The sequence below is a fragment of the Trueperaceae bacterium genome, from assembly GCA_036381595.1.
Classification (GTDB): domain Bacteria; phylum Deinococcota; class Deinococci; order Deinococcales; family Trueperaceae; genus DASVCN01.
In genome coordinates this window covers 121,974-144,030 of the sequence record DASVCN010000023.1, presented here as the reverse complement: position 1 = coordinate 144,030, position 22,057 = coordinate 121,974, and the positions used below count along the sequence as shown (strand labels likewise).

The window sequence follows — 22,057 nt, the reverse complement described above, 5'->3', positions numbered from 1 at the left end:
TCAGAGACCCGCCACTATCTCGGGTAGGATCTTCAGCGCCACCGGCACCCCGATCACCACGCAGATGGCGAGGACGCCGTACCACATCGGTCGCTGCAACTTGACGCCCCACTCGGTGAAGTCCATGAGGATTATGCGCAACCCGTTGAAAGCGTGGTACACGACTCCGGCGATAACCAGCAGCAGCCCGACGCGGAACGGCCACTGGTGATAGAACGCCAGGAAGGCGTTGAACGGACCTTCGGGACCGTACATCACCAGGCTTATGTCGACCACGTGGAGCAGCAGATAGAGCGCCAGCGCCACGCCCGATAGCCGGTGCAGGATGAAGGCCCATTGACCCTCTCTACCTCGGTACATCCAGGAACCTCCTCACCCGCTCGCTCTCCCTGCCGGTCGCAGCGGGTATCGGGGCGCGGCGTTCAGAGCAGGCGGCTCGGCCCCGCTCCCGACATGTGCCGACCGCCTGACGAACGCTTCCCCACGGCGCTGCAGACGGCACGGCTGCACTCTCATCAGGGCGACGATATCACGGGAACAAAGCAGAACCCGCTTCCGATCTGCGCTAGGATGACTCACTTGCGATTTCGAGGTGGTGCCGGCCACGGTGGCCCGTGGACCGGCGGGAAGGGGAGCCATGCGGATCACATCGAGGGTGTTAGCTCTCGTCGCCGGACTCCTGGCGTTCGGCGCGGTCCAGCCGGCCAAGAGCCAGACGGCCGACCCAGCCCGAGCGCTGGTCGAGCGGGTAACCGAAGCGACGCTGGACAACGGTTTGCGGGTACTGCTGGTCGAGGACCATAGCGCCCCGGTGATCGCCTTCAATCTGATGTTCGGCGTAGGCGGCCTCGACGAGCCGGCGGGCCTGGGCGGGATCGCCCACATGGTCGAACACATGGCGTTCAAGGGGACGACCACGATCGGGACCGACCAGCCGCTCCTCGAACAGCAGGCGCTGGCTGCCGTCGAGGTGCGGGCTCTCGCCCTGGCGCACGTCCGCGACGGCGGATCCCCCGAGGAGGTAGCTGCGGCAGAGGAGGCGTTCGCGGCGGCCCAACAACGAGCCCAGTCGCTGGCGCTCCCGTCGGCCCTCGACAGTCTTCTCTCCAGCGCCGGAGCCGTGGGCCTCAACGCTTCCACCGGTTACGACCGGACCGCCTACGTAGTGGAGCTTCCCGCCAACCAGCTCGAGCTCTACGCCCGCGTCTACGCCGACGTGCTTCGCGACACCGTCTTCCGCTACTTCTATGCGGAGCGTGACGTCGTTCGCCAGGAGCGGCGGCAGAGGAGCGAGGACGATCCGCAGGGCTTCCTCTTCGAGGCGTTCCAGGACGCCGCATACGTTCGCCATCCGTACGGGCGCTCGCTCATCGGCGATGCGGAGACGATCGAATCGTATCGGGCGACGGAGGCCAAGGCGTTCTTCGAAGCTTTCTACCACCCCGGCCAGGCCGTGCTGGTGCTCGTCGGGGACGTCCAGCCGGAGACCGACCTGCCGCTCCTGGAGCGGTACTTCGGCACCATCCCGGCGGGAACTCCGCCCCGGGTGCGGCTCCCCTCGGAACCTCCGCAGAAGGAGGAGCGACGGGTGACGGTCGACTACGACGCGCAGCCCCAGATAGTGATCGGCTGGCACAAACCCACCTATCCGGAGCGCGAAGCGTTCGTCCTGGACCTGATCAGCGCTCTTCTCAGCGACGGCCGGACCTCACGCCTCTACCGCCGGATGGTCGTAGAGGACGGTCTCGCACTGAATGTCACCACCAGCTCCGCCTTCCCCGGGGTGCGCGAGCCGAACCTGTTCATCTTCTACGGGCAGCCGCGATCGCCCAACGGGCCCGCGCAGCTGGAGGCGGCTCTCTACGAAGAGCTCGAGCGCTTGAGGAGCGAGCCCGTAGGTGACGAGGAACTGGACAAGGTCAAGAATCGGGTCGTCGCATCCACGGTCCGCGCCCTCTCGTCGAACAGCGGCCTGGCCGCGGCACTCGCCTTCAACGAACTGTTCGCCGGCGGGTGGGAGCGCCTGATGCTGGACCTCGAGATCTACCAGTCGGTTACTGCCGAGGAGATACGAACGGTGGCACGGAAGGTGTTCAGGCCGGAGAACCGGACGGTGGGCGTCCTCCTTCCCTCGCCAGGCCAAGCGGCGGAGGTGCGCCGATGAGGGCCACCGAGGTAAGCGTACCTGGAACGAAGCGAAGCCGCTACGAGGCGATACGCCGTAGACGGCTGGGTCGGCCGTCACTCCTGCTGCTCGCACTACTGCTGGTCGCTGGCCAGGCCCTGGCGCAGCCAGCCCCGGACGAGTGGCCCCACCCGCTCGAGCTTCAGCCACCGCCGATCGATTACGAACCGCCCGAAGCGAGGCAGGAGCGGCTGAGCAACGGCATAACGGTCTTCCTGCTCGAGGACAGGACGCTGCCCCTGGTCCAGGGGGTCGCTTACGTCGAAGCGCCCGCCCTCTACGACCCGGAGGGGAAGGTCGGGCTGGCCGCCTTGACGGCAGCGATGCTTCGCGAGGGCGGCGCGGGCGAGCTCTCCCCCGCCGAACTGGACATCCGGCTGGAGCAGTTGGCTGCCTCGGTGGAGGCGTCGGCCGATACCTACCTCGCGTCGGTAGGTTTCGACACGCTCAGTTCCACGCTCGACGAGGTCATGCCGCTCTGGCGTGACGTACTGGTGCAGCCACGCTTCGATCCGGACCGGCTCGAGGTTCGCCGCCAGCGTCAGCTGGAGGCGATCCGCAGGGTCGTGGACGACCCCGTTCAACTCGCCCTGCGGGAGTTCTTCTACCGCGTAGCGGAGGGCCATCCCACTGGGGCCTACCCGACCTTGGAGTCGATAAACGCCATCACCCGCGAGGACATAGTCGAATTCCATCGCAGCTACTACGGCCCTGCGAACACGGCCATCGCCGTGGCGGGTGATTTCGACAGCGATGAGATGCTCGCACGACTCGAGCAGCTCTTGGGCGACTGGCGCGTCGAGGTGAACCCTCCGCCCCCGATCCCGCCGCTCGACGAAGAGCCCGACGGCACGGTCTACCTGGCGCCCAAGCAGATGAGCCAGAGCGTGGTAGTCATCGGGCACCCGGCGGTGCTGGCTTATTCGCCCGCCTACAACGATCTCGACGTCGCGAATCACATCCTGGGAGGCGGTGGCTTCACCAGCCGCCTCTTCGAGGAGATCAGGACCCGTCGCGGGCTCGCATACGCCACTGCTTCGGTCGTCACTCAGGGCTTCGAGTACCCTGGAACCTTCGTCGCCTACAGCATCTCGCCTGCCCAGGCGACCCACCAGGTGATCTCGCTCATCCTCGAGGAGATCGAGCGACTGCAGTCGCAGCCCGTCGATCCGGCGGAGCTGAGCCTCGCCCAGGAAACGATCCTCAACCAGTCTCTGTTCCGTTACGACTCGGCCGCCGCGATAGCGCAGCGCAGCGCCCGGGTATCGCTGTTGGGACTCGAGCCCGACTACTACGAGCGCTATCTGGACAACCTGCAGCAGATCACCGCCGAGGAGATCCAGCGGGTGGCCCGAGAGGAGCTGCACCCGCAGGAGGCGGTGATCATGGTGGTGGGCGACCCGGAGCTCTTCGGCGGATCGCTTGAGGATTTCGGTGAGGTGGTGACGATCGACCTGGAGTAGCTTCCAGGCAGCCGCTCGGTCGTCGTCGTTCGCCGGCTCCGCGCACGGGTTCGCCGGCTCAGCGCACCCGGGCGGGGGCCGCAGGCGACGTGAGAGCAGGGGGAGAGCGGGCTAAGCTTGGAGGATATGGACTCGCCCCGGCTCCTCGCCTTCGACCTCGACAGAACCCTGCTGACAGACGATTACCGGCTCCCTGCGAGGATCGAAGAGGCGATCCGCGAGGCCCGCCGTTGCGGCCACCTGGTCACCGTCCTCACCGGCCGGCCACGAGCGGCGGCACTGCCCTACCTGGAACAACTCGAGATCGACGGGCCGCACAGCGTGAACCATGGCGCGGTGGTCTACGGCTTCGGCGGCGAGCTGATCCGGCATACCCGCCTCGAGGCGGCCGTCGTCGCCCAGGTGCTCGCCCCCTACCTGGAGGTCACCGACCTCGACTTCTCCTGCGTGGTGGACGACATGCTCTACGTCCGCGATCCGGACGACGACCGCTGGTCGTGGGCGCATAGCCGCAACCGTCTGGTGAAGCGGTTCGACGCGAGCGCCAGGCTCGATGCCGACAAGGTGATCTTCGCCGCCGACGAACGCACGAAGACGATCGAGCAGGAGATCCGGCGGCGCCTGCCGGGCCTGGTCACCTACCTGTGGGGCGACGGCTACCTGGAGGTGACCGGCGCCAACGCCGACAAGGGCGGCGCGCTCGAACTGATCGCCGACCTTCTCGAGGTGCCTCGCGAAGCGACGGTGGCCTTCGGCGACGGGCTGAACGACGTGACGATGGTGGGGTGGGCCGGGACCGGCGTGGCAGTAGGCTCCTACGCTCATCCCGACGTGGTGGCCGCCGCCGACGAGCGGGTCGCCTCGCCGGAGGAAGGCGGTGTCGCCCGTTGGATCGAGCAGCACCTGACCGCCGGGATGGTTGCGGAGAGGGCCGAGGGGACGCTCGACCAGGCTCCCGCGGAGCAGGGCGGCTAGGCCAACATCTCCAAAATCCGACCTTGACACTCGGGATTAGCCTCTGCCATTATGCCGTGGGAATCCTGACACCACCACTCAGGTTTACTCCAGGTCGGCGCTCTCGCCGAAAACACGCAACCGGAACGGAAGGGGACCTAACGATGCACATCCGACGACTCTGCCTTCTAGCCCTGCTCTGCCTGCTATTCACACCAGCCGCGCTCGCCAGTGGACCCGGCGAACACGAAGAGGAGCGGGCCCACGACACCGCGGTCGCCGATCCCTCGGCCGACGTCGTCAACGTCTACTCCTCCCGCCACTACCCGACCGACGAGGAGCTCTACGAGGAGTTCACCGACGAGACCGGTATCGAGGTGAACGTCATCGAGGCGGATGCCGACGAGCTTATCGCCAGGATCGAGAGTGAGGGACGGAACAGCCCGGCCGACGTGTTCATCACCGTCGACGCCGGACGCCTCTGGCGGGCCGAGCAGGCCGGGATCTTGGCTTCGGTAGACTCAGAGGTTCTCGAGGAGCGCATCCCGGAGAACCTGCGTCACCCCGAAGGCAAGTGGTTCGGTCTCACTCAGCGCGTCCGCGTGATCGTCTATAACGAAGAAGCCGTCGACCCGAGCGAGCTCTCCACCTACGAGGACCTCGCCGATGAACGCTGGGACGACCGCATCTGCATCCGCTCGTCCAGCAACGTCTACAACCAGTCGCTGGTCGCCTCCCTCATCGCCGCCAACGGAGCCGAAGCTACCGAGGAGTGGGCCGAAGGGTTGGTCGACAACATGGCGCGCCGGCCCCAGGGTGGCGACACCGACCAGATACTGGCGGTGGCGGCGGGCGAGTGCGACGTGGCCGTGGTCAACCACTACTACCTCGCCAGGCTGATCGCATCGGACGACCCCGCCGATCGCGAGGTCGCCGAGAAGGTCGGGCTATTCTTCCCCAACCAGGAGGGGCGCGGCGCTCACGTCAACATCAGCGGCGCCGGGGTCGTCGCTACCGCGCCACACCCCGAGAACGCGGTCCGCTTCATCGAGTACCTCACCTCGCCCGAGGCACAGGAGATCTTCGCTCAGGGCAACAACGAGTTCCCGGTCGTCGACGGCGTCCCGGCATCGGAGGTGGCGGAGAGCTTCGGCGAGTTCGTGGCCGATGACGTGAACATCGCGCTGCTGGGGGAGAATAACCCGGAAGCTGTGATGCTGATGGACCGGGCCGGCTGGCGCTGACCGGTCGTCTACCGACGCGTGTTCGGGCGCGCCCACGCAGGGCGCGCCCGAACACGTTGCAGGGGACCGATGCCGGGCGGCATCTCACTGCTCAGCCGTCGCCCAGTTCACGGGATCGGGCGATGGCCCGGCTGAGCAGGAAGACCGGAACGATCCCCACCAGGACGATCATCAACGCCCCGCCGGCGGCCTCGGTGAGCCGCTCGTCCGAAGCCAGCCGGTAAGCCCGCACGGCCAGAGTGTCGAAGTTGAACGGCCGCACTATCAGCGTCGCGGGCAATTCCTTGGTCACCTCCACGAACACGAGGAGCGCGGCGCTGAGCAGGCTGCCGCGCATCAGCGGGACGTGCACCCGCAGCAACGTCGACAGCGACCGGTGACCCAGACTGTGGGCGGCTTCATCCATGCTCGGCGTGATCTTCGCCAGGCTCGACTCGACAGCACCCAGCGACATCGCGAGGAACCGCACCAGGTAGGCGAAGAGCAGACCGGCGATCGTTCCACTGAGCAGCAGTCCAGTGGAGAACCCGAAGCTGCTCCTCGTCCAGGTGTCGATCCGGTTGTCGATCCAGCCCAGGTGCATGAGGACGCCCACGGCTATCACCGAACCGGGTACCGCGTAGCCGATGGAGGCTATCCGAGTGGCGGCGCGGGTGAGAATGTTGGGCCGCACCCGCTTCCCGTAGGCGAGCAGGAGCGCGACCAGTACAGCCAGGACAGCACTTATGGCCGCCAGGACGAAGGTGTGGCGGGAATACTCGAGGAGGTCGGGACCCAGAGAACGCGAAGTGTCGCTGAGCGTCATCTCGAGAAGGATCGCAGCGGGGCCCAGGAAGCCGAGGAGGATGGGCAGCAGGCAGGCTCCGAAGGCGAGGAGACGCCTCGCCCCCGAGAGCGGGAAGGTTCCCAGCGCTCGGTAGCGGCTGGCGCCGCCCTGTGACCTCCTCCGCCTGCCCAGGCTGCGCTCGAGCACGAGCAGCGCCAGGATGAAGAGCAGCAGGAAGGCCGCCAGCTGCGCCGCCGCGATCGGGGCGCCAAGCCCGAACCAGGTGCGGTAGATCCCTGTCGTGAAGGTGACGATCCCGAAGTACTCGACGGTGCCGAAGTCGCTTAAGGTCTCCATCAGTGCGAGGGCAACGCCGGCCGCCACGGCCGGTCTCACCAGCGGCAGCGAGACCACGAAGAAAGCCCGCCAGGGGCTGCGCCCGAGACTACGCCCGGCCTCGAGGATCGAGACCGCCTGCTCGAGGAAGGCTGCCCGTGCCAGCAGGTAGACGTAGGGGTAGAGGGCGAGCGTGAGGAGGAGGATGGCGCCGCCTAATGAGCGGATGTCGGGAAACCAGTAGTCGCCTATCCCCCAGCCGGTAACTGCCCTGAGTCCGCTCTGCAGGGGACCGGCGTACTGTAGGAAATCGGTATAGGCGTAGGCCATGATGTAGGCCGGGATGGCCAGCGGAAGCAGGAGAGCCCACTCGAAGAGTCCGCGGCCCGGGAAGCGGCACATGGTTACGAGCCAGGCGCCGCTCACGCCGATGAGCATCGTGCCCGTCCCCACGCCCAGCATGAGCAGGAACGAGTTGCGCACGTACTCCGGAAGCAGGGTCGAGGCCAGGTGCCTCCAGATGTCGCCGGCCGGAGCGAAGACGCTGCTCAGCACAACCAGTATGGGCGCTGCGACGAGGAGGGCGATCGCGACGACGGCTATGCTCCAGCCGCCCAGCCGGATCCTCCTTCTGCCGAAACTCCTATCGTCGCTGGATGCTGATCTCTGCACCGGCACACAAGCATACGCCGATGCCGGTCGGAATACCTAGTAAATCGATAAGGATTCTGTTACCCTGCCGGCAAGGGAGCCGAAACTCCCCTCTGCCAAGGCATCCGATGCGATGAACACGACCACCACCGACAAGCGCGCCTACCTTTCAGCACGAGGCTCGAGCGCGGCCCCGTGCCTGCTCGAGATAGTTCGCGTCGACGGGCTCGTGAAGAGCTACGCCGATCCGCAGCAACCGGCCGTCTCCGACTTCGACCTGAGCGTCGACGAGGGCGAGATCCTCTGCCTGCTGGGACCTTCGGGCTGCGGCAAGACCACGCTCCTGCGGCTCATCGCCGGCTTCGAAGTACCCGACTCCGGTACCGTTCACGTGGGTGGTCGCGAGGTCGTCGGACCGAACAGTTGGGTGCCGCCCGAGCGCCGTGCCATAGGGTTCGTGTTCCAGGACTACGCCCTCTTCCCCCACCTGACCGTGCTCCAGAACGTGGCGTTCGGGGTACGGGCGCGCTCGAGGCGAGAACGCCTGGAGCGCGCCGAAGAGGTCCTCGGTCTCGTCGGGCTGACGGTCTTCAGCAAGCGATACCCCCACCAGCTGTCGGGTGGCCAGCAGCAACGCGTGGCACTCGCGAGGGCGTTGGCGCCGGGGCCCGAGGTCATCTTGCTGGACGAGCCGTTCAGCAACCTAGATGCGGCACTCCGGGAGGCGACCCGGGAAGAGGTCCGCAGCATCCTCAAGACGACCCGGACGACGACCATCATGGTCACTCACGACCAGGAGGAAGCGCTCACCTTCGGCGATCGGCTGGCGGTGATGAGGAGCGGCTGGCTCGAGCAGCTGGGAACTCCCGAAGAGGTCTACAAACGACCCCGCACCGCTTTCGTCGCCAAGTTCTTGGGGCGTACCAACCTGCTGCGTGGTACCGGCTGCGGCGAGGTGGCCGAAACGATCTTCGGCCCCCTGCCCCTGACCCGCAGGGCCGAGGGCCGCTTGCTGCTCTCGTTGCGTCCCGAGGACCTCACCTTCGGCGGTGACGGCGGCATCTTCGTAGACGTCCTGAGCCGCGAGTTCAAGGGGCACGATCTCACCTACCTCTGCCGCACGGCCACGGAAGTCGAGGGGCACGACGAGCTCATCACGGTGCAGACGGGGCCGGAGTGCCGTGTCCAGGCTGGTGAGACGGTACGGGTGAGCAGTCGCGGGCCGGCGGTGCCGCTCGAGGCCAGCACCGGCTCGGTCAAGCAGTAGACCGGCGCCAGGACGCCGCTCAGCTCAGAGAGTCAAGGAACTCCTGCCGGGTGCGAGCGTCGCTCTTGAAGACTCCGCGCATGGCGCTGGTGCGGGTGCTCGAACCCTGCTTCTCGACACCTCGCATCATCATGCAGAGGTGGCTCGCCTCGGTGACCACCGCCAGGCCTTGCGGCTGGAGGAGTTCGTCGAGGGCGTCGGCGATCTGCGACGTCATCCGCTCCTGGACCTGCATCCGCCGGGCGAAGACGTCGACCACTCGCGCGAACTTACTGAGTCCCAGGAGTCGCTCGTTGGGGATGTAGCCTACGTGGGCTTTGCCGAAGAAGGGCAGCATGTGGTGCTCGCAGACCGAGTAGAACTCTATCCCCTTCACCACGACCATCTCCGAACCCTCGGCCTCGAACAGGGCGCCGTTGACTACTTCGGCGACGTCGACATGGTAGCCGCTGGTGAGGAAGCGCCAGGAACGATCGACCCGTTCGGGCGTGGCCAGGAGGCCCTCCCGTTCCGGGTCTTCGCCTAGGGCGACGATGAAATCACGGACGAGGGGCGTGAGCTGGGCCTCGTTCAGCGTGGCGATGGCGGTGGACTCACCGTCCACAGCGAATGGATCGTCGAATGTGTCGGCCATCGTGGTCTCCTGAGTCAGTCTACTCACCGTCGCCTGCCCGCTCATGTCGCGGGCGACGTGGTGGTATCGCTCTCAGTTCGATCGGTTCAGGCCTCGAAGCCCCCGCCACCCGAATAGTCATCGGTGAGGGCGTTCTGCTCGATCACGTGCTCGGCTATGAGAATGGGCGCCTTGGACCTGACGGCGAGCGCGAGAGCGTCGCTGGGACGCGCATCCACCTCGAAGTGCACGCCCTGCCGCTCGAGGATCAGCATCGAGTAGTAGGTGCCTTCGACCAGGTCGGTGATCTCGACGCGTGCGACGGTAGCGTCGAACATCTTGAGGGCCGAGAGCATCAGGTCGTGGGTGAGGGGCCTTCCGATAACGGACTCCTCCGAGCGTCCCGCCGCGATCGACATCGCCTGCAGCGCGTCGATGACTATCGGCAACACGTCGTCGTCTTTCGTCCGGAGAAGCACCAGGAACTGGTTCCCCTCGCCGGCCACGGCGATATCCTCGAGGACGGCTTCGACCATGGACTCATCTTAGCGCAGCACATTTGGCCAACCAGTTGTCCAGCACCAGAATCGGCCGTCGCCGCCGGGTTCGCAGGCGCCCGTACTTCTCGGCTGACGTTGGTAGACTCTCCGCGTGTCCCTCGTGAGTGTCGAGTTCGAAGCGGTGATCGGCCTCGAGGTCCACCTCGCGGTGAAAACGGGGAGCAAGATGTTCTGTGGCTGCTCCGCCGATACCTTCGGCGACCCGCCGAATACGCACACCTGCCCGGTGTGCATCGGCCTCCCCGGCTCGCTCCCGGTCGCCAACGGGGAGGCGATCGAGAAGGCGATAATGTTCGCCCTCGCCTTGAACTGCCTGGTACCGGAGCGCACCCAGTTCCACCGCAAGAACTACTTCTACCCCGACGCGCCCAAGAATTATCAGATCAGTCAGTTCGACCGGCCGATCGGGGAGCACGGCTTCATCGATCTCGATGACGGCCGCCGCATCGGCATCACCCGCTGTCATCTGGAGGAGGACGCGGGCCGTTCGGTCCACCCCGCCTACGCCGACTACAGCCTCGTCGACCTGAACCGGGCCGGCGCGCCGCTGATCGAAATGGTCACCGAACCCGACCTCCGGACGCCCGAAGAAGCCCGCGAGTTCCTGAATCGGGTGCGGGCGATCGCGCAGTCGCTCGGGGTGTCGGACGCGTCGCCCGAAGAGGGGAAGATGCGGGCCGACGTCAACGTTTCACTGAGGCGGCCCGGCGACCCGCTGGGAACGAAGGTCGAGGTGAAGAACCTCAACTCGTTCAAGAGCGTTCAGGCTGCCCTGACGTTCGAGATCAGGCGCCAGTCGCAACTGCTCGAGGATGGCCGCGAGGTGAGCCAGCAGACGCGCGGTTGGAACGAAGGGGGCCAGAAGACCTACGTGATGCGCGAGAAGGAGGAGAGTGCCGACTACCGCTACCTCCCCGACCCGGACCTGCCGCCGGTGAGCATCACCAGCGAGTGGCTGGAGCGCGTACGTGGAGCCACACCTGAACTGCCCGACTCGAAGAGGGAACGGTACCTGGCGCTGGGCGTCCGCTCGTTCGACGCGAACCTGATCGCCTTCGATGTCGAACTCGCCCGCTTCTACGACGCCGCGCTCGAGGCGGGCGGAGAACCGCAGGCCGTCGCAAACTGGCTCAACGGCGACGTCACCGGCTATCTGCGTGGGCGTGGTGAGCGATTGGCCCAGAGTTCGCTCACGCCCGAACTGCTGGTTGCCCTGGTGCGGCTCGTGGAAAGCGGTGAGATCTCGGGCAAGACCGCGAAGGATCTGTTGCCCGAGGTGATGGCGGGAGCCGAGCCCGGCAGGCTGGTGGCCGAGCGAGGCTTGGGTCAGATCGCCGACGAAGACGAGGTGGCGCGTCTGGTGGAGCGGGTACTCGGCGCCAACGAAACGATCGTGCGGAGCGCTCGTGAGAACCCGAAGGCGGTCAACGCGCTACTGGGGTTAGTGATGAAGGAGAGCCGCGGGAAGGCCAAACCCGAGTTGGTCCGCCAGTTGCTGAACGAGAAACTCGAAGTAACGAGCTAGTCGTCCCTGTCGCCCCCTTACGGTCGACGGCGCGCTCGAGGGCCGAACAACCGTCACGCGCGAGCCCTCTGCCCCGCCCTATCATTGGTACCGCAACCTTTACCGACCCGTTGCGGACCGATAGGGGGATTTCACGGGATGAGCAAACTGCGCATTGCGACCTTGGGCCTGGTGGCGCTGCTGCTGTCGGCCCTGCTGGCGGCGTGCACCCAGACCGGTTCCGATGGCCTCCAGCCGGGCGCGACGGAAGGTACCTTCGCGCTCGACGTGATCGTGGAGGGCACGGGAATCGTCACGATCGAAGAACTCGACTTCCAGTGCGTGAACGACTGCACCGCCCGCATTGGTGAGGGTGTGACCATAGAGTTGCAGGCGCAGGCGAGTGGTGTCCAGGGCTTCGCCGGATGGCACGGCGACTGCAGCGGCACCGGATCGTGCAGCCTGACGATGGACGGCGACAAGACGGTCACCGCGGTATTCGCCGACAACGTTCTCGTACTCGACATGCAGGGTGACGGGCAGGCAAGCGTGCGCCTCGAACCGGGCGAGGACTGCGCGGGCGACTGCGTACGGGCGTACGACACGCCGGTTCAGGTGAGCCTGCTGGTGAACCCGGCCGACGACTCGGTGGCAGCAGGATTCGGAGGTGCATGCGCCGATAGCGAGCGTGACGACTTCTGCATCGTCACGGTTCAGGGTCAGGTGGATGTTTCGGCCACCGTCAACCTCCGTCGGTTCACGCTGTCGGTGGACAGGACGGGCAGCGGCAGCGTTAGCGGCCCGGGGATCGAATGTCCGAACGACTGCTCAGTCGACGTGACCATGGGGGAATCGGTGACCCTCACCGCCGACCCTGCGTCCGGTTGGGATTTCGAACGCTGGGACGGCGGCAGCTGCGGCACGAACTCCACCTGCACGGTGCAGATGAACGAGGATCAGGAGGTAACTGCGGTCTTCCGCCAGAGGTTTCTTCTGGCCACCACCGTGGTGGGACAGGGAACGGTAACCAGCTCGCCCGGCGGGATCGACTGCGGCCCTGACGAAACCTGCGAAGCGACCTTCTCGGCGGGTACCCCTGTGACCCTTACTCCAAACGAGGCAAGTGGCTGGGAGTTCGTGGGCTGGAGCAGCCCCTGTGCCGACGTAGTGAACTGCAAAATTACGTTGACAGAAGATAGGTCAGTGACCGCGACCTTCGAAAAGCAAGTGGTAGAGCATAATCTCGGCCTCACCATTGCCGGAAAAGGCAGCGGCAGCGTCCACATCGACCCCGTCGACGAGACGTGCAATAGCGACTGCACCGAGCCGATCGACGAAGGCCAAACAATCACCCTCACAGCGCACGAGGACCAAGGATCGACCTTCACAGGCTGGACAGGCGACAACTGTAACGGACAAAACAACACATGCACGTTCGTCATGAACGGCCCAGCGAACGAAACCGCCACCTTCGAACCGGTACCAGTCACACAACACAACCTCGACCTCACCATCGCCGGACAAGGCAGCGGCAGCATCCACATCGACCCCGTCGACGAGACGTGCAATAGCGACTGCACCGTACCGATCGACGAAGGCCAAACAATCACCCTCACAGCGAACGAGGACCAAGGATCGACCTTCACAGGCTGGACAGGCGACAACTGCAGCGGTACTGAGAATCCGTGCTCGTTCCGGATGAACGAACCAGCGGAAATCACCGCCACATTCAGTCCTCTCATGGCCAGGTTCAACCTGACGCTCGATGTGTCGGGCCCAGGAACTCTCGCTTACCAGCCACCCGCGGGCAGCAGTTGCACCGACAGTTGCACGGAGAGCTACGACGACGGAGACCGCGTGACGTTGACCGCCCAGCCCGATGACACAACTACGACCTTCGCCTGGGGAGGCGATTGCAGCGGGGCAGGCGACAGCAACGCCTGCGAGGTCGACATGACGGCCAACAGGAGCGTCAGCATCACCTTCACGGCCGCCCGCGACGAGGGCGCGGGCGGCATGGAAGTCGGGACAGGGTCCTCGTCCCCGGGGTGAGCACAACCGACCGGTGAGGCGCCTGCCAAGACCTTACGTTGTTGCGGCCACACGGCCCAGGGTTCCGATGAAGCATCCGAACTCGATCGACGTGACCGCCTCCATCAACTTCATCAGCCCGGCGGCGTCGACGATCACGGCAGCCCCTCGAGCCCACCGATTGAGAAGCGGAGTCGACTCAAGGATCCAGTCTCTCCTGCAAGAACTCCGCGGCCCGTTCCACCGCCGCGCGCGCTGCCACCAGCGGGTAGGCATGGAAGTTGTGGAACATGTCGGTGACGATGTCGAGTGTTGCTTCGCCCCCGGCTCGCCACACCGCCTGCGCCAACTTCTCGCTCTGCCCGCGCAGGACCTCCTTCTCCCCCGCCTGGATGAAGAGAGGCGGTAGTCCCGACAGGTCTGCAAGTAGCGGGGAAGCCAGCGGATTCGCGGGGTCCTCCCCACCCAGGTAGGTCTCACACAGCCAACGGAGGAACGGCCCGTAACTTAGTACCGGGTCGTTCAGCTCCCAGGTGACCTCGCGTTCGAGGAAGCCCTCCTGCACGACGACGGTTCGGTCGAAGACTCCGCAGGCGAGGAAGGCCGCCGCCGGCAACGGCTCGCCCAGATCCCGGGCCCTGATCAGGGCGGCAAGAGCGATCCCGCCCCCGTGCGAGTCGCCGGCGAAGGCGATCCTTTCGGGCGGGATGCCCTGGGCCAGCAGCGCTCGGTAGCCGGCTACGGCGTCGTCGATGTCGCTGGGGAACGGATGCTCCGGAGCCAGACGGTACTCGAGGCCGAAGATGCGCGAACCGCAAAGTCGACCCAGCTTCTCCATCCGCTCCCGATGTCCGCCAACCGAGCCCGAGACACCGCCCCCGCCATGGCAGTAGAGGACGGCCGTGGTGGCCCTCTCCGGGCCCAACCAGGCGAACGACCCGCCTGTCGGAAGGGGTTGCAGTTCGACGGCAGGCCCGGCCGGGAGAGGGTCCTGAGCGCGCATCCCCTGCACCAGGACCTCCCCCGGGATCTTGCCCGAGCGCACCGCGTCGACTCCCAGCCGCAGCTGCTTACCGATATTGCGAAGCTCCCGAAGAAGCTTCTCCAGTCGTTCCTGTTCGGACGCCGGGCGATCGATGTTCTCCGCTTCGAACACTTGCCTAGTCTCCAGGAGGTCCCTGGGGGCCCTGCGGTCCCTGTGGTCCAGGCGGACCCTCCGGCCCCTGCGGACCTGCCGGGCCAGTCGGCCCTTCGGGTCCTCGCGGTCCCCTGGGTCCTTCGGGCCCTGGTGGTCCGGGCGGTCCCGGCGGACCCTGGCAATCGAGTACGTCCACGACTCCGTCGGCGTTCACGTCCTCTGAGAGGTCTGGGTTCCGGTTCGCGTTCAGATCCCAGCAGCTGACTCCGGCTGGTCCGGGCTCTCCAGGTGGTCCCTGCGGCCCTTGCGGTCCGGGCGGGCCCTCAGGGCCACGTTCTCCGTCCAGACCATCCTCTCCCGGTTCCCCTGGCGGTCCTGGCGGCCCCACCTCGCCTTGCGGTCCCTGAGGACCGGGCGGGCCAGCGGGTCCGGGCGGACCGGCCGGTCCCGGTGGTCCCTGCAGCGCACCGGACTGGATCTGCGCCTCTATCTCGTCGAGCCGCTGCACCAGCTGGGTCCGCTGCTCGTCCGCGGCGGTCGCGCCGCAAGCAGCCTTCGCTTCGACCACCTCCAGGGCGCGGGAGACGAGGAAGGCCGTCTGGTACCCCGTCAGGAACTCCGCCCCGTTGAACCGACCGTCGGGGAAGGCTGCCGCGACGTCGAGCGCGGCGACGCGGTCGACGGCTTCGCTCGCCCAGTGATCGGCCGGCACGTCCTCGAACGTCGCGTCAGGTGTCGGGAGTCCCGCCAGCGGATCGGGACAGCCCGTCCTCTGATCGACCTCGGTGAGCAACCGGTTTATCAGTACCGCCGCCTGATACCCCGTGAGCGTCCCCTCGCCCAGGAACGACCCGTCGGGGAACGCAGGATCGATCCCCTCCTCGCTGAGGTTGCTGATCGCCTGGCTGCGCCAGTCCCCGGCCGGTTGAACCCAGCCCAATCCGATCAGGGCAAGGATGAACAGGGCGAGAGTCAGAGGTTTCTTCCGTTCCATCGAGACTCCTCGAGCGAACGAGCTTTCCTCGCTCAGGTGGCGGTTTGCTCCGCTCCATGCTAGCGCCGGCCGCCCTTTCCCTCCGTGACTGTGGTCGTGGGCCCGCCACCGTCACAAGGCCGCTTGCTGTCGGAGCTACAATGAGGAGTGGCATTCGCGAGTGCCGGGGTGCGTCGGCGCATCCGATGGGCTCGCGCCTACGGGGGCACTTCCGAAGTGAACGCAGCGTTGAGGAGATGGCAGTCGGTTGGCCGGTGGTCGCTCGGCCTTCTCTGCGCATGGCTGCTCCTCTTTTCACTGCAACCCGCGCAGGCGCAGGGACTGAGCGACGAAGCGCGCGAGGTACTGCGTCAGGGCCAGCAGACGGCTGCCCTCGCCATGGTCAGCTACCCGGACCACTTCCCGGATCAGCCTCTCTGGAACGAAGCGATCTCACTGGGCCAGAGGGCGCAACGCCTGGCGCCGGAGAGTATTCAACCGTACCGGTTCCTCGGTCAGGTCTACAGCGTCACCGGCTGGTACAGCAGGGCCTGGGACGCCTGGCAGTCGTACCTCGAACTGGGCGGTGAGATGGATGCCCAGGCGCGGAACCAGCTCCTGGGCGCCGCCACCTGGTTGGGTTTCAACAGCTATTCGAATCAGGATTACCGGCGGGCGATCCCCTACCTGCAACAGGCTCACGAACTGAATCCGGAAGACCGCCTGACGCTCAGAAGGCTGACGCAGTCGTATCTGGCCGTCGGAGAGATCGAGGCGGCGAGAGAGTACGCCCAGAGGCTTGCCTCGCTCGACGAAGAGGCCGGGAACCTCCTTGCGAGGGTAGATGCCTACCTCGAGTACGGGGTCGAGGCGGTCGACGCGTTCGACCGGGGCGAGTCGCTCTACGCTCAGGGGCAGTCCGAGGAGGCGCTGAGGCAGTTCGCCAGGGCCGCCGAACTGAACCCCCGTTATGCCGAGGCGCTCGAGCGGGCGGGCCGGGTCGCGCTCGAGGTCGGACGCCCCAACGACGCCGTCGCCTACCTGCAACGACTCGTCGAACTGGAACCCGACCACGACGAGGCGCGGGCCGCACTGGCGCTGGCGCGAAACAGGTCCCGCTACGGCGAGGAAGCGTATGCCGCCTTCTCTGAGGGCACCGCGGCGTACGAACGGGGCGACTCGGTGCGGGCAGAGGAGCTGCTCCTGGAGGCGCTGGCACGGAACCCCGAGATAGCCGAAGCTCACGCCCTGTTGGGCAGGATCCAGTTCTCTCGCGGAGATTTCGAGCAGGCGTTGGAGCGCTTCCAGCGGGCCGCGCAGCTGGCTCCCCAAGACTCCAGCTATCGCTTCTACATCTCGGCGGCCGAGGAGCAGCTACGCGAGCAACGCCAGGCCCGAGCGCTGGCAGAGCAGCGAGCGAGAGCTCAGGCCGAAGCTCGAGCGCAGGCGGAAGCGGAAGCCAGGGCGCAGGCCGAGGCCGAGGCACAGGCCCGAGCGGAGGCAGAGGCACAGGCACAGGCGGAGGCACAGGCACAGGCGGAGGCAGAGGCACAGGCGCGAGCGGAGGCCGAGGCCAGAGCCCAGGCCGAGGCAGAACGAGCCGCGGAAGAGCAGGCGGCAGCTCAGGCAGCCGCTGCCGAGGAGGAAGGGGCAGAGCAGGCGGCTCGAGACCAGGCCGCCGGCGAGCAAGCGGCGCTCCCCGAAGGCGGGGCTGCAGAGGCGACCAACGAAGGCCGGCCTAACCCCGCCGGCGGCGCTCTCGCCGCACCTTTGCCCCCGACCCAGGATGCTCCGGTCGCCGAGGCAGCACCTCTGCCCCCGAACCGGGACGAGCAGGTAGCCGGAGCCGCCCTGCCCGCCACCTCCAGCTCGGTGCTCGTCGTGGCCGACGAGGTGATCACTCACGTGAGCGCCGAGGAGGGCGGCTCGGGCGCCTTCTCGTTCCTGGCCGGGCAGAACCTCGAGCGGAACCTGGCTCAGTTCACTTCGGGCACGCTCTATCAGCGCCTCGAGGTGCTCGCCAAACCGAGCGACGAGCCTGTTCACTACCAGCTCTGCCTGGTGCCGAACGATTCGATATCGGTCCAGCCCGCCTGCACCTCCAGCAACCTCCTCGTGTTCGAGGAGGAGGGGGTTTACGAGGCGCAGCAGCCGCTCGCCAGCATGAGCGGCTTCGAGGGGATCGACTGGCAGAACGGGCTGGAGAGCGTGATTCTGGTGATCAAGGATCCTTCCGGGCTGCCGATCGACAGTCGCTACCTGCTCGGCAACGGCAACGAGGAGCCTCCCGATCCCGAGCTCTACTACCCTATGGAAGTCCACTTCACGGCGATGGTGGTGCCCGACGGCGTGCCCTTCCCCGGCTGGCCACAGTAGCCCGGCGGCCGGCGGCCGACGCCGGGGCGCCTCAGCGCGCGGTAAGCAGAGCCGTAACGACCGGCGGCGACGACGGGCGAGCTCCTCCAACCAGCAGAGATCCGACAGCGCACCGCACTGTCCATGAGCGCACCAAAAAGCTCGCCGCACGGGTTACCGGGCGGCGAGCATGTAAACGACCGTAGGGTCAGGCAGGCCGGTCGCGACGCAGCGTCGGTTTGGGCGCCTTCGGGAGGGAGCTCCTCATGCCCCCGCCGCTGCTCCGGTCGCTGGGCGCGCCCGGCTCCTGAGGCGGGGAGTAGCCGTAACCGTAGACCGGTCCCCGGCCCGATTCGTTCTGCACGTGCGTCGCCACCACCCCCAGCACTCGGGCGCCGATGCGCCGCACCAGGTCTACCGCGGTGCGTATCTGGTTCCTGTCGGTCTTCTGCAGGTGCGTGACGAGGATCGTGCCGGTGCAGAAGGGTGCGATGGTGAGCGAATCTGCCACCGCCAGTATGGGCGCCGAGTCGATCAGGATGACGTCGTACTCCTGGCGCCACTTCTCGAGGCAGGAGCGGAAGCCGATGCTCAGCAGCTCGGAAGGCTGGTTGACGGGCTGGAACACCGGGATCACGGAGAGATGCTGCTTCGGGCTCACCGATACCTCGACCGGCTGGTGCTGACCGTACGGCTCCTGCAGCCAGTCGGCGAGCGAGGAGCGGTTGCCGCCGCTTATCCGGTACATCTTGGCGAGCGATGGCGACCGCAGGTCGGCGTCGACGAGGAGGGTGCGGTAGCCATTCCGGACGAATCCTTCAGCCAGGCTCGTCGCCGTCACTGTCTTCCCCTCACCCCCCTGGGCGCTGCTTATCAGGAATATCTTCGGATGGGTATCGGCCGTCGAGAAGAGCAGGTTGGTGCGCAGGTAGCTGGAGGCCTCCCGCAGCGTGTTCTTGTCGAGACGGTGGAACCGCGGGAACTCCGCCAGGACCGGGAGCCCGGCGGCGTGCGCGAGGTCGGCGACACCGGTGAGCCGAGTGTCGAGGGCGCGCCTCAGGAGGAGCAACCCATAGGTCGCGAGAACCCCCAGGATGAACGCCACCGCGGCGTTGAGCATCGGCCGGGGGGAGATCGGCGCCCCAGGCGGGTTGGCCGGCTGAAGCACGCTCAGCAACGGCGTCGCCGAGGCGCTGAGGGCGCGGGCGTAGGAGAGCTGCTCCTGCCGCTCGGCGCGCAGGTTTATGCGCCCGGCGATCTGGTCGGCGACCGACGGGTCGTTCAGGGTCTGGAGTGAGCGGATCTGTTCGCTCAGGTTGGCGATCTGCAGCTCGAGCGACTGGACGAGCTGCTCCATGTCCTCGCTCGCCCGGGCCCGGTCCCAGCTGACCATCGCGTTGGCCACGGCGTTGGCGCGGTTGGCTGCCGCTCCGGGCGTCGAGCCCTGACCACTCACGTAGATGAGGCTGGAACTCACCGTCTCCTCGGCCTGAACCGAGATCCGTCCCCGGAGCCTCCTGATGTCGGTATCGGTCGGGTTCTCGGCGCCCATCCGGCGGAGCGCTTCGGCCAGTACCGGGTCGCTGGTGCCCGCGGCGCGGTAGGCGCTTACGTCCAGAGGAGGAGCGGTGACCAACGAGAGTCCGAACTGTCTGAACTCGGGGTTCGTCTGCGCCGCCAGGACCGTTGCCTCCGCCTCATAGACGGGCGGCTGCCTGCGGCTCAACTGCAGAGCCACGAACGCCAGAGCGCCACCGACCAGGAGGGCAAGGATCAGCCCCCGGGCGATGAAGCGGAACAGGGCCCCGATATCGACGGTAATTTCTTGTTGCATGCTCAAGTGACCCCCACTATCGTTCCCGCCGCCTGATGGCGACGACGGGAACCCCTTGGTCAGACGGTCGATTACTTCCCTGGGCTAGACTCTACCAGCGGCCCCGGCCACGGCCTCCCGACCCGTCACAGCCGATCCAGAGCGACCTCAGTTCGAGGCAGTCGTAGGCCTGCTGGCGGCGGCCTGCGCCTCCCCTTCCGCCCCCTCGGGAGCCGGAGCGAAGGCGCAGCCGCGGATGAAGCTCTGCAACCCCTCCCTGATGCGCCTGTGATCCGAGTTGAGCGCCGCCTCCTGCAGCTGGTCGACGGTGTGGTGCAGCTCCATCGGAGAGAACTGCTCGGCCCGCGCTACGAAAATCTTCTCGTGTGGCGTTGCCCGGCTCTTCTCCTCGCTGGTCATGAGTTCCTCGTACAGCTTCTCCCCCGGCCTGGTGCCGGTGAAGACGATCGGGATGTCGACTTCCGGCTCGAAGCCCGAGAGCTTGATCAGGTCGCGTGCGAGGTCGAGGATCTTCACGGGCTGCCCCATGTTGAGGATGTAGATCTCCCCGTTGTCGCCCTGCCCCGCCGCCTGCAGTACCAGCTGCGCCGCCTCGGGGATGGTCATGAAGTAGCGGACCATGTCGGGGTGGGTAACGGTGACCGGGCCGCCGGCATTTATCTGACTCTTGAAGACCGGGATCACGCTGCCGCGGCTGCCCAGCACGTTGCCGAAGCGCACCGACACGAACGTCTGGTCGGGAGCCGCCTTCGATGCGGCGTCCTGGACCAGGAACTCCACCATCCGCTTGGAAGCGCCCATCACCGACGTCGGGTTCACCGCCTTGTCCGTGGAGATGTTGACGAAGTGGGTGATGTGGTACTTGAGCGCGAGGTTGACCAGGTTGCGGCTGCCGACGATGTTGTTGAACACCGCCTCCTCGGGATTGAGCTCCATCAGCGGCACGTGCTTGTGAGCGGCGGCGTGGAAGACGACGTGCGGCTGGTGGGTCGAGAAGATGTACTCGAGGCGCGAGCCGTTCTGGATGGCGCCTATGACGCTCCGGTAGCGGATGTCCGGCCAATTCCGCTCGAGCTCCCGCTCGAGCGCATAGATGCTGTTCTCGCCGTGGCCGAAGAGGATCAGCTCCTCGGGACCGAAACGGCAGATCTGCCGCACCAGCTCGGAGCCGATCGAGCCGCCGGCGCCGGTGATGAGCACCCGCTTGCCGCGCAGGTAGTTCTCGATCGCCCCGATGTCGAGACGGACCGGCGGGCGGCCCAGCAGGTCGTCTATCTCGACGTCCCGCATCCGCTTGATGGCGACACGCCCGCTCAGCAGTTCGTACATCCCCGGAACGATCTTGTAGGTGAGGTTCGGCTTGACGTCCTGGAGCGTCTCGATAACCCTCCGGACCGTGTGGCCGTTCTCGGAAGGCATGGAGATCAGCACCTCGTCCACGCCGTGCTCCGAGATCGCCTCGGCCGCATCGGAGATCCTGCCTACGACCGGTACCGAGGCGAAGCGCTGGCCGATCTTCTGCGGGTCGTCGTCGAGGAAGGCGACCGGCTTGAGACCGGTCTCCGGATGCCGCAGCAGTTCGCGGGCGATCATCGAGCCCGCTTCACCGGCGCCTACGATCAGGACGCGTCTCCGGTTCGCCGGCTCGACCTCCTCGCTGCGGCGACTCTCGTAGAGATAGCGGGCGACGGCGCGGGCCCCCGCCATGAGGGCGAGGGAAATCAGCGCGTCGAGAAGCGCGATGGAGCGGGGTATGCCCAGGGCGTTGCCGAACGCCAGCAGGACCAGGGTGCCCACGACGGCGACGACCAGGAGCATGAACGTCAGGTCGCCCAGGTCGCGGAAGGTCACCCTGCTCCATGAGCGCGAGTGGAGCCCCAGGCGCAGATAGAGAGCGCCCTTGAGCGCCAGCAGGAAGATGGTGGCGATCAGTACCGGCAGCAGGCCGTGATCAGGCGCGCGCATGTCGTAGCGGACCGCGAACGCCAGGGGCGTCGCGAGGATGATGATCCCCAGGTCGGCCCACACCTTCCAGTGGCGGGGCAACATCGGGATCGCCGGCACGAGTGCCGAGATGCGTTCGGAGAGCGCCGTCATGTAGAAGCCCGTAGGCCCAGGTGGGCCGTCGCTTCCTGCCGGCACTCCTCTTTCTTTCCGGACCAGCTGGCCCGGCTCCGTTCGCT

At 66.6% G+C, this 22,057-nt stretch carries 16 protein-coding genes; 8 read left to right on the top strand and 8 right to left on the bottom strand.

Going from position 1 to position 22,057, the window contains the following annotated elements; translation table 11 throughout:
- On the bottom strand, positions 1-360 hold the full coding sequence (gene sdhC, locus VF168_07215; protein HEX7003959.1) for a succinate dehydrogenase, cytochrome b556 subunit: 360 nt from the start codon (positions 358-360) through the stop codon (positions 1-3).
- 277 nt (positions 361-637) lie between these two features.
- On the opposite strand from sdhC, the gene VF168_07210 reads away from it, so the two are divergent.
- From VF168_07210 to VF168_07195, 4 genes are all read left to right on the top strand, one after another.
- On the top strand, positions 638-2,164 hold the full coding sequence (locus VF168_07210) for a pitrilysin family protein (protein HEX7003958.1): 1,527 nt from the start codon (positions 638-640) through the stop codon (positions 2,162-2,164).
- A complete protein-coding gene (locus VF168_07205) occupies positions 2,161-3,648 on the top strand; it encodes a pitrilysin family protein (protein ID HEX7003957.1) in 1,488 nt (495 codons plus the stop codon). Before VF168_07210 ends, VF168_07205 begins: the two co-directional genes overlap by 4 nt.
- Before the next feature lie 126 nt (positions 3,649-3,774).
- Positions 3,775-4,623 (top strand): HAD family hydrolase, encoded by an 849-nt coding sequence (locus VF168_07200; protein HEX7003956.1) that lies wholly within the window; start codon positions 3,775-3,777, stop codon positions 4,621-4,623.
- Between the two features lie 143 nt (positions 4,624-4,766).
- Positions 4,767-5,846: a Fe(3+) ABC transporter substrate-binding protein gene (locus tag VF168_07195; GenBank protein HEX7003955.1), complete on the top strand. Its 1,080-nt coding sequence runs from the start codon at positions 4,767-4,769 to the stop codon at positions 5,844-5,846.
- Between the two features lie 91 nt (positions 5,847-5,937).
- Here VF168_07195 and VF168_07190 read toward each other — a convergent pair whose 3' ends face one another.
- Positions 5,938-7,620 carry an iron ABC transporter permease gene (locus tag VF168_07190; protein HEX7003954.1) on the bottom strand — a complete coding sequence of 561 codons (1,683 nt, stop codon included), beginning with the start codon at positions 7,618-7,620 and terminating at the stop codon, positions 5,938-5,940.
- Between the two features lie 112 nt (positions 7,621-7,732).
- Here VF168_07190 and VF168_07185 point away from each other — a divergent pair, with 112 nt between their 5' ends.
- Positions 7,733-8,866, top strand: coding sequence for an ABC transporter ATP-binding protein (locus VF168_07185; GenBank protein ID HEX7003953.1), 1,134 nt, complete (start codon positions 7,733-7,735; stop codon positions 8,864-8,866).
- 19 nt (positions 8,867-8,885) lie between these two features.
- Here the strand turns inward: VF168_07185 and folE are convergent, their stop codons facing one another.
- Both folE and VF168_07175 read right to left on the bottom strand, forming a co-directional pair.
- Complete coding sequence (gene folE / locus VF168_07180; GenBank protein HEX7003952.1) at positions 8,886-9,500, bottom strand: GTP cyclohydrolase I FolE; 615 nt, start codon at positions 9,498-9,500, stop codon at positions 8,886-8,888.
- An 86-nt stretch (positions 9,501-9,586) separates the two neighbouring features.
- On the bottom strand, positions 9,587-10,015 hold the full coding sequence (locus VF168_07175; protein ID HEX7003951.1) for a bifunctional nuclease family protein: 429 nt from the start codon (positions 10,013-10,015) through the stop codon (positions 9,587-9,589).
- Between the two features lie 115 nt (positions 10,016-10,130).
- Between VF168_07175 and gatB the strand changes: the two genes are divergently transcribed.
- Complete coding sequence (gene gatB, locus VF168_07170) at positions 10,131-11,564, top strand: Asp-tRNA(Asn)/Glu-tRNA(Gln) amidotransferase subunit GatB (protein HEX7003950.1); 1,434 nt, start codon at positions 10,131-10,133, stop codon at positions 11,562-11,564.
- A gap of 138 nt (positions 11,565-11,702) precedes the next feature.
- The gene (locus tag VF168_07165) at positions 11,703-13,595 is read left to right on the top strand and encodes a hypothetical protein (GenBank protein ID HEX7003949.1); all 1,893 of its coding nucleotides are present in this window, start codon (positions 11,703-11,705) and stop codon (positions 13,593-13,595) included.
- A gap of 178 nt (positions 13,596-13,773) precedes the next feature.
- Here the strand turns inward: VF168_07165 and VF168_07160 are convergent, their stop codons facing one another.
- Positions 13,774-14,730, bottom strand: a complete 957-nt coding sequence (locus VF168_07160; protein ID HEX7003948.1) for an alpha/beta hydrolase fold domain-containing protein — start codon at positions 14,728-14,730, stop codon at positions 13,774-13,776.
- A gap of 4 nt (positions 14,731-14,734) precedes the next feature.
- The gene (locus VF168_07155) at positions 14,735-15,706 is read right to left on the bottom strand and encodes an S-layer homology domain-containing protein (GenBank protein HEX7003947.1); all 972 of its coding nucleotides are present in this window, start codon (positions 15,704-15,706) and stop codon (positions 14,735-14,737) included.
- Between the two features lie 147 nt (positions 15,707-15,853).
- On the opposite strand from VF168_07155, the gene VF168_07150 reads away from it, so the two are divergent.
- The gene (locus VF168_07150; GenBank protein HEX7003946.1) at positions 15,854-18,061 is read left to right on the top strand and encodes a tetratricopeptide repeat protein; all 2,208 of its coding nucleotides are present in this window, start codon (positions 15,854-15,856) and stop codon (positions 18,059-18,061) included.
- Positions 18,062-18,248: 187 nt separating this feature from the next.
- On the opposite strand, the gene VF168_07145 is transcribed toward VF168_07150, so the two are convergent.
- Together VF168_07145 and VF168_07140 are read right to left on the bottom strand one after the other, a co-directional pair.
- Positions 18,249-19,874: a polysaccharide biosynthesis tyrosine autokinase gene (locus VF168_07145; GenBank protein ID HEX7003945.1), complete on the bottom strand. Its 1,626-nt coding sequence runs from the start codon at positions 19,872-19,874 to the stop codon at positions 18,249-18,251.
- 147 nt (positions 19,875-20,021) lie between these two features.
- Entirely contained in the window at positions 20,022-22,016 is a 1,995-nt protein-coding gene (locus VF168_07140) for a nucleoside-diphosphate sugar epimerase/dehydratase (GenBank protein ID HEX7003944.1), read from the bottom strand.
- Between the last annotated feature and the right edge of the window lie 41 nt (positions 22,017-22,057).